Origin of the sequence: Gordonia shandongensis DSM 45094, assembly GCF_000423025.1 — a bacterium.
In the GTDB taxonomy this organism is placed as follows: domain Bacteria; phylum Actinomycetota; class Actinomycetes; order Mycobacteriales; family Mycobacteriaceae; genus Gordonia; species Gordonia shandongensis.
Window position 1 is genome coordinate 1 of sequence record NZ_AUHE01000025.1, and the last position, 6,227, is coordinate 6,227.

At 59.3% G+C, this 6,227-nt stretch carries 5 protein-coding genes and 3 pseudogenes; 5 read left to right on the forward strand and 3 right to left on the reverse strand.

The window, feature by feature from the left end; genetic code table 11:
• Both G528_RS0114370 and G528_RS18960 read left to right on the forward strand, forming a co-directional pair.
• Positions 1 to 322: transposase (locus G528_RS0114370; protein ID WP_026919498.1), on the forward strand; the 322-nt coding region annotated here is incomplete at its 5' end.
• Positions 323 to 336: 14 nt separating this feature from the next.
• Positions 337 to 532, forward strand: a pseudogene (locus G528_RS18960) (IS1380 family transposase); the annotation flags it as partial.
• 173 nt (positions 533 to 705) lie between these two features.
• Here G528_RS18960 and G528_RS18280 read toward each other — a convergent pair.
• The 3 genes from G528_RS18280 to G528_RS18290 form a co-directional block, all read right to left on the reverse strand.
• Positions 706 to 1,536, reverse strand: a complete 831-nt coding sequence (locus tag G528_RS18280; protein ID WP_156890463.1) for an esterase/lipase family protein — start codon at positions 1,534 to 1,536, stop codon at positions 706 to 708.
• A gap of 158 nt (positions 1,537 to 1,694) precedes the next feature.
• Positions 1,695 to 2,441, reverse strand: a complete 747-nt coding sequence (locus tag G528_RS18285; RefSeq protein ID WP_169515288.1) for an alpha/beta hydrolase — start codon at positions 2,439 to 2,441, stop codon at positions 1,695 to 1,697.
• 246 nt (positions 2,442 to 2,687) lie between these two features.
• Positions 2,688 to 3,668, reverse strand: coding sequence for an oxygenase MpaB family protein (locus G528_RS18290; protein WP_084638244.1), 981 nt, complete (start codon positions 3,666 to 3,668; stop codon positions 2,688 to 2,690).
• A gap of 85 nt (positions 3,669 to 3,753) precedes the next feature.
• On the opposite strand from G528_RS18290, the gene G528_RS0114380 reads away from it, so the two are divergent.
• From G528_RS0114380 to G528_RS0114390, 3 genes and pseudogenes are all read left to right on the forward strand, one after another.
• Positions 3,754 to 4,398, forward strand: coding sequence for a TetR/AcrR family transcriptional regulator (locus G528_RS0114380; protein ID WP_169515290.1), 645 nt, complete (start codon positions 3,754 to 3,756; stop codon positions 4,396 to 4,398).
• Positions 4,399 to 4,882: 484 nt separating this feature from the next.
• Positions 4,883 to 5,872: pseudogene (locus G528_RS17715) on the forward strand (ISL3 family transposase); the annotation flags it as partial.
• A gap of 161 nt (positions 5,873 to 6,033) precedes the next feature.
• A pseudogene (locus tag G528_RS0114390) lies at positions 6,034 to 6,227 on the forward strand (ISL3 family transposase); the annotation flags it as partial.

Below are 6,227 nucleotides of genomic sequence, written 5' to 3' on the forward strand. Positions count from 1 at the left end.
CTATCAGCAGATCATCGCCGCCTACGAGCACCCGAAGCGGCGGGAGGGCAAGAAGCTGATGTGGAAGGTCCTCAAACGGATACAGAAGGGAGTACCCGCTGAACTTGCCGAGCTTGCTCAACTCGGCCGCACCCTGTGGGCACGCCGCGCTGAGATCCTCGCGTACTTCGACGTCGGCGTCTCCAACGGTCCCGTCGAAGCGATCAACGGACGCCTCGAACACCTACGCGGGATCGCCCAGGGCTTCCGGAACCTCAACCACTACATCTTGCGGTCCCTGCTGCACTCCGGCCAGCTCGCTGACCGCATCCACGCACTCTGAAATCCGAAGAGCCGCAAATGCTGGCGTTGACCAGCACTGACGCACGCACATCCGACCTGAAGGCACTGCGCCTTTCGCCTGTTCGCGATCGCAGCCCGGATCGCTCGACACGCCCGCCAGCGACGCCTACGATTCGACGCCCGCACAACCGACACCTGCCTCCTCGTAGCCGCGACCAGCCGACTCGACCGCTGCCGAACCAGCACCTGATCTGCACACCCATCACGTATCCGAACGAACTGAAAGACACCTCCCGGACCTGTGAAACCCGACCGCATCCGACGGCACCCGGGCAACCTCTCGTACCCGACTGCCGTACCCGACTCCGCCGCAAGCAATTCGAACGACTCAGGTCTGGACATCACTCCGGCGAAAGATCGAGGCTAACGACCGACATTCGGAAAGTAGGGGTCCACGCTAATGCACGGAACACTCTGGGATTTCGATACTCGGTGTAGTTCGTTGGAAACGTACATCCACGCGCGACGATTGTATACGACTGAGAGGTGTTCAGAGCGGTCCTTGTTACATCCCTCCTGGAGAAGGATGTTCTTCGAATCCCCACCAGATAGGAATGCGTTTGTGTATGGAGTTACGATCTGATCATATTGAGTCGCAATTGACACATAACGAACGCCGGGGCGAGTGTCGCCGTTCTGGTAGATCTTGTCAACGAGTGGCGAATACTCGGCCTGTTGGGGAAATGCGGGGGCAAGTGAATTAAGAAGATCGAATCCAAACTTGCCTAAAGGGGGGAAGAGGTCGCGTGCGTAGATCAAACTACTCCCTGACGTCCCGTGATTGCCTGGGACGATCCCGACCAAGGTGTCGACAGCTTTAGAGCCGCCAAGGAAGTTTATGTAGTAGTGCGGTGTCATACCGCCACCCTGCGACCAGCCAACCAGGTCGACGCGCGCTGCCCCGGTTCTAGCCCGAATTCTGTCGACACCCGCTTTGAGGTCCATTGCTGATTTCCGGATACCAGCGAGGGATTGAAAGGGCATTCGTGAAGATGTGGTGACATTTCCATAGTTGAAATGGTATACGCAGAATCCCTCATTCCTCAGGAAAGGTGATCCCGCCATCCATTCCCACCCGGAACCTGTAGTCCCGTTGACGAGAACAACAGGATTCGGGTGGTCAGGATTAAGCTTACAGTTGTAGTCGTTTGCCCCCGGTGGGCTCCAGCCCGGGGAGGTAACAGTGCGAAGCATGGCCGGAAATGATTCTCCGAGGTCCCAGTTGATCGGAAGATCTCGGTGGGGGGTCTCGGCGATGGCTTTTGGCGAATTCCAGTTCGCCGCTAGGAGTGAGCATACGAGTAGTACAGCGGCGGACGCTAATCTATGTGTAATCAACGGCTAGACCTTACCTAGTTCAAATTCTTTCTCGGACGATTGCGTGAGACACTCATGTCAAGACTCGATAGAAATTCGTCGACATTGGCCAGTGCGGATACCGACTCGGGCGTGAAGGGTGCAAGCATCTGGAAAACATGCGGCTGACCTTCCCACGCCTGCAGTACTGCACGCGTCCCTAGCTCGACGAGACTGTCTACAAGTGTGCGGTTGCTCGTCAAAACTGGCTCTTCTGCCCCGCACTGCAGCAGTACCGGGACGGGCGGAAGTGCGGAGATGCTCTGCAAAGGCAATATCTCATCGCGCGGATTCGCGAGACTCGCGGCTCGATCCGCGAACCGCAGCGAGAAGAAGGAGTCGCGAGGGGCGCCTTTCTCGTGTACATAGTCTGGATCGAGCCATGCCGAAAGTCCAACAGCTGCCATCGGCAACGTCCGGCCTGCCGAGACCAAGCGCTTCAGAACTGAAAGCATGAGGTTTCCCCCAGCCGAATCGCCCGAGACTACAAGAGGGTGATCAGGGTACGTAGCCTCCGCCCATTCATAAGCCCTCATGCAGTCAGCGATCGCAGAGGAGACCGAATACTCGGGCATCAGTCGATAGTCGAACAGCACCACCCGCGCCCGGCAGGCTTTTGACAACTCAGAGGCCAATAGGCGGTGCGTTCGGGTTGATCCGAACACGAAGCCGCCACCATGTATATGCAGAATGGTTCGTTCCGGTGAACGAACGGTGGGGTTCACCACTACATCTACTCGCATTCCTCCTACTCGCTCAGAGTCGACTACTGAAGAGCGTGAGAGCGGAACGATAGGTGTCGCGAGTATCCAATTCGCAGCAACCATTGTCGATGCACGTACAGGAACGATGTCTGCGATTACTCTCATGAGCCTGAAGAAGACGTTGATCAATCCCAATCGGAACCGCCTGCCGGAATAGGGATGAATGAATGATGTCACTCTATCGTGCTCCGATCGTGGTGGTACTGGCGCAGAAAGATTCTTTCATCAAGAGAGTACCTCAGCTCTTCCGCAGAGGGCACGGTTGAACGCGCGCACGATTGGACCGACCGGCCGATGAGTGATTCGTGAATTTGCTTCGTTGAAAGCGGGTACGTACCGAACAGAGGGTGGTGCGAATCGATTGTATGCTCGGAGAAGTATGCGGATACCATTTCGAATCCCGCGTCGTTGCAGTCCGCGATCGGAAATGTCTATGAGCGCTGTGAGCTGCGTTGGTAGTAGCTCGTCTACGAATCCGTAGTATATTGGACGCGCCCAACGTGGGATCAGTGTCGCAATGTACTCGAGGATCTCTTTCCCAGCTGGGGTCATAGCAAGGTCACCGCTCGAAATGTACCGAGACACCGCAACCTGAAGTTCGTCGAGTGTGCTCGGCATGCCCTCGTCAGGCAATCCAAAACAGGCGCCAAATCGGCGGCTTTCATCGACGTAGCGATCCCACTCTGTCTTTGTGAGACTCTCCACGGTTGCCTCATACAGAAGATATCGGCTCCAGAAGTAGACCAGATGAACCCAGAGGAGGCCGTCAACCGAGTTTGCCGCGTATCGCGACCCCTCCGTGTACTTTCCGGCGGCGTTCTTGGTGATTCCTTCGATTCGACTGTGGCGTGAGTAGAGGGAGCTGCTGACCCGGCCGACTTGTTCCGGCGTTCCAAATGCAACCCTACTTAGCAGTAGATATGTCTGTGCGAATCGTTCCTTTGGGTTTGTAAAAATTCGAGAATGTTCAAATACACCCCAAGCAACGGCTGGATGGGCCACGTCAAGGTGACCGCCGATTGACGTCGCGAGGATGTTTACCGACGCGAATCGGTTGACTTTCCAAACGACGGACGTAGGCCCGAACAGCCCCCAGCCCGTCTCGTGGGCGGCTAGTAGCCCGTCATGGAGGCGATGCTCGAACCGCTCCCGGTCGACCGGGTCATCCGGTATCTCTCTCACACGCATCCTTTCGAAGAGCTGCACGCAACCGTCACGGTGAGACGATTATGTATCTAGTAGTCTCTTGGTATAGTTGCAGAATCCTCTCCGCTACGCAAGGTTTGATATCGTGACTCGCCCTGGAGAACCCCTTGACGTACTTCTGGGCCGCGCAGTCGTTGCGGCGAGCCTGGACGGCCCCGATAGTGACGATGATGCTGCGGTCTTCGCCGCAGTCGTACGCGTGATCGCGGACCACGGTGTTCGTGCGGTCACGATGGATCGCATCGCCACTGCATCAGGGGTGAGTAGAGCTACGCTCTTCCGACGCTTTGAGAGCAAGGACGGACTGCTGCAACAAGCGCTGACCCACGAAGTCAGACAGTTCTTGAAGCAGATGGCCCATGCGCTCAACGAAACGCCGTCCGTGCCCGACCGGATCGTCGGCGCACTGACGTCCGCGCTCAGCCTGTCCTCGCATCCGCTGCTCTACGGTGACCTCGACGAGGTGGATCGATCCGACTTTCGTCGCGCGCTCACGAGCGGCTCGCCCAGCGCGCTTGAGCTTGGGCATGAGTTCGTTACGGGTCGGATCGCCTCAGCACAAGCTTCAGGCGAGATTCCCCCCGGAGATGCCGATCTAAAAGCCGACGTCCTGATCCATGTAGTTCTCGGGTATGCACTGGTCCCACATAGTTCGATCGACATAACTGATGAATCTGTGTTGAGAACAATCGCAACCAAGGCACTATTGCCGATCGTTATGGGCGGCTGACCGAGAGCCAACGCGCCATCGACCAAGCCCACGCAGCACCTGGCAAGATCGTCGACCAGCGAGCCCTTCGCCTGTGCATCGGGGCGGGTACACCCATCGCGAGGCGTCGGCCGCGATGCGGTCCGCAGCTTCGGCGAGTTGGTACCTCCAGAACATGCTTTGCTCTCAGGTGATCTCCGGCAGCAGATGCACGACACGCAAGGCGCATTCGCTTCGGGCGGACCGGTGTTCGAGTCCGGGTGGTTTTGTCGGGGCGTTCATGTTCGGGCCATCGGAGTCTGATTCAGGAGCCGATGTGGTGGGGCCGAAGGTTATCCGGCTCTTCCGGTTTGACGGTGCGTAGAACCGGTTCTGGTTACCACTACATGTAGGGGCGGGACGGCTGCGCATGGTGGGCCCGGCGGCGAGTCGTGGCGAGGTAGGTGGGTCCTGTGGTGTCAGGGTGAAAGTTCTGACACCCACACCACGAACACCAACAGGACCCATGGCCGAGAATACCGCGATCGCTGACACCATTTGCCGCACCATCGACCTCGGAGTGACGATCACCGGCGCAGCCCTCGACGGGCAGGACCGCACCCACCTCTACTGCGAACTCCGTGCCCCGGATGATCGGTGCCCAGGCTGCGGGGCGGCCGGACGGTTGCGTGATCATGTGCACCGCGAGATCGCTGACCTGCCGATCGTGGGCCACCCCACCCGCCTGCACCTGCAGGTGCCCCGCTACCGGTGCGAGAGCACCGCCTGCGACCAAAGCATTTTCCGGGCCGATATCGATGACATCGTTGCCCCACGAACCCAGGTCACCCGCCGCACCACGGCCTGGATGTTGCGGCGGATGATCGTCGACAAGATGAGCGTCACAGCCGTGGCCGCGGCAGTCGGATTGGGCTGGGACACCGTCAACACCATCGCCCTGTCAGCGGCCCGGAATCTGGCCGCGGCACCGGAACGTCTCGACCGGGTCCGGATCCTCGGAGTCGATGAACATAAGTGGAAACATGTTCGCGGACAAGGAGATCCGAGTTTCGTCACGGTACTGGTCGACCTCACCCCTGTCGTTGACGGCACCGGGCCGGCCCGGCTGTTGGACATGGTCGCCGGCCGATCCAAGGCCGCGCTGAAGAACTGGCTCGACGCCCGCGATCAAGCCTTCCGTGACCGCATCCGGGTCGTGACGATGGACGGCTTTTCCGGCTACCGCACCGCCACCGCCGAGAGCCTCGATCACGCCCGAGCGGTCATGGACCCTTTCCACGTCGTCCACTTGGCCGCCGAAAAACTCACCCGGTGCCGCCAACGCGTCCAGACCGACACCTGCGGGCATCGGGGCCGCAGTGGTGATCCGCTCTACGGTATCCGCCGGACCTTGTTGACCCGGACCCGGTTGCTCACCGATAAGCAGAAAACCAGGCTCAAGACCGGTCTGGATGCGCACGACGAGCATGTGGCAGTCGCGATCACCTACGCGATCTGAACCGTCCTGGTCCGGTCGGAGACCTGGATTAGGGGCTCTTCGGATCTGAGAGTGCGTAGGCGGTGTGCGTCGGCAGCGGAAGTGACCACAACATGTAGACGGGTCCTGCGGTGCGAAGATGGAAGTTCTCACACAGCCACACCGCACACACAGGACCCATGCACAAGCCTACTTCCGCCGTCGTCGACACGATCTGCCGAACCACCGAACTCGGCGTCACGATCACCGACGCCGCCATCGACGCCCAGGACCGCACCCACATCTGGTGCACCGTCCTCGATCCCGATCCACACTGCCCGACCTGCGGAATCGCCGGACGCCTGCGCGACCACACCGAACGCGTAGTCACCGA

What these genes read in the sequence shown, in the direction of transcription:
- G528_RS18280 (WP_156890463.1), bottom strand. Translation starts at nt 1,536, where the DNA reads ATGCTTCGCACTGTTACCTCCCCGGGCTGGAGCCCACCGGGGGCAAAC.
- G528_RS18285 (WP_169515288.1), bottom strand. Translation starts at nt 2,441, where the DNA reads ATGCGAGTAGATGTAGTGGTGAACCCCACCGTTCGTTCACCGGAACGA.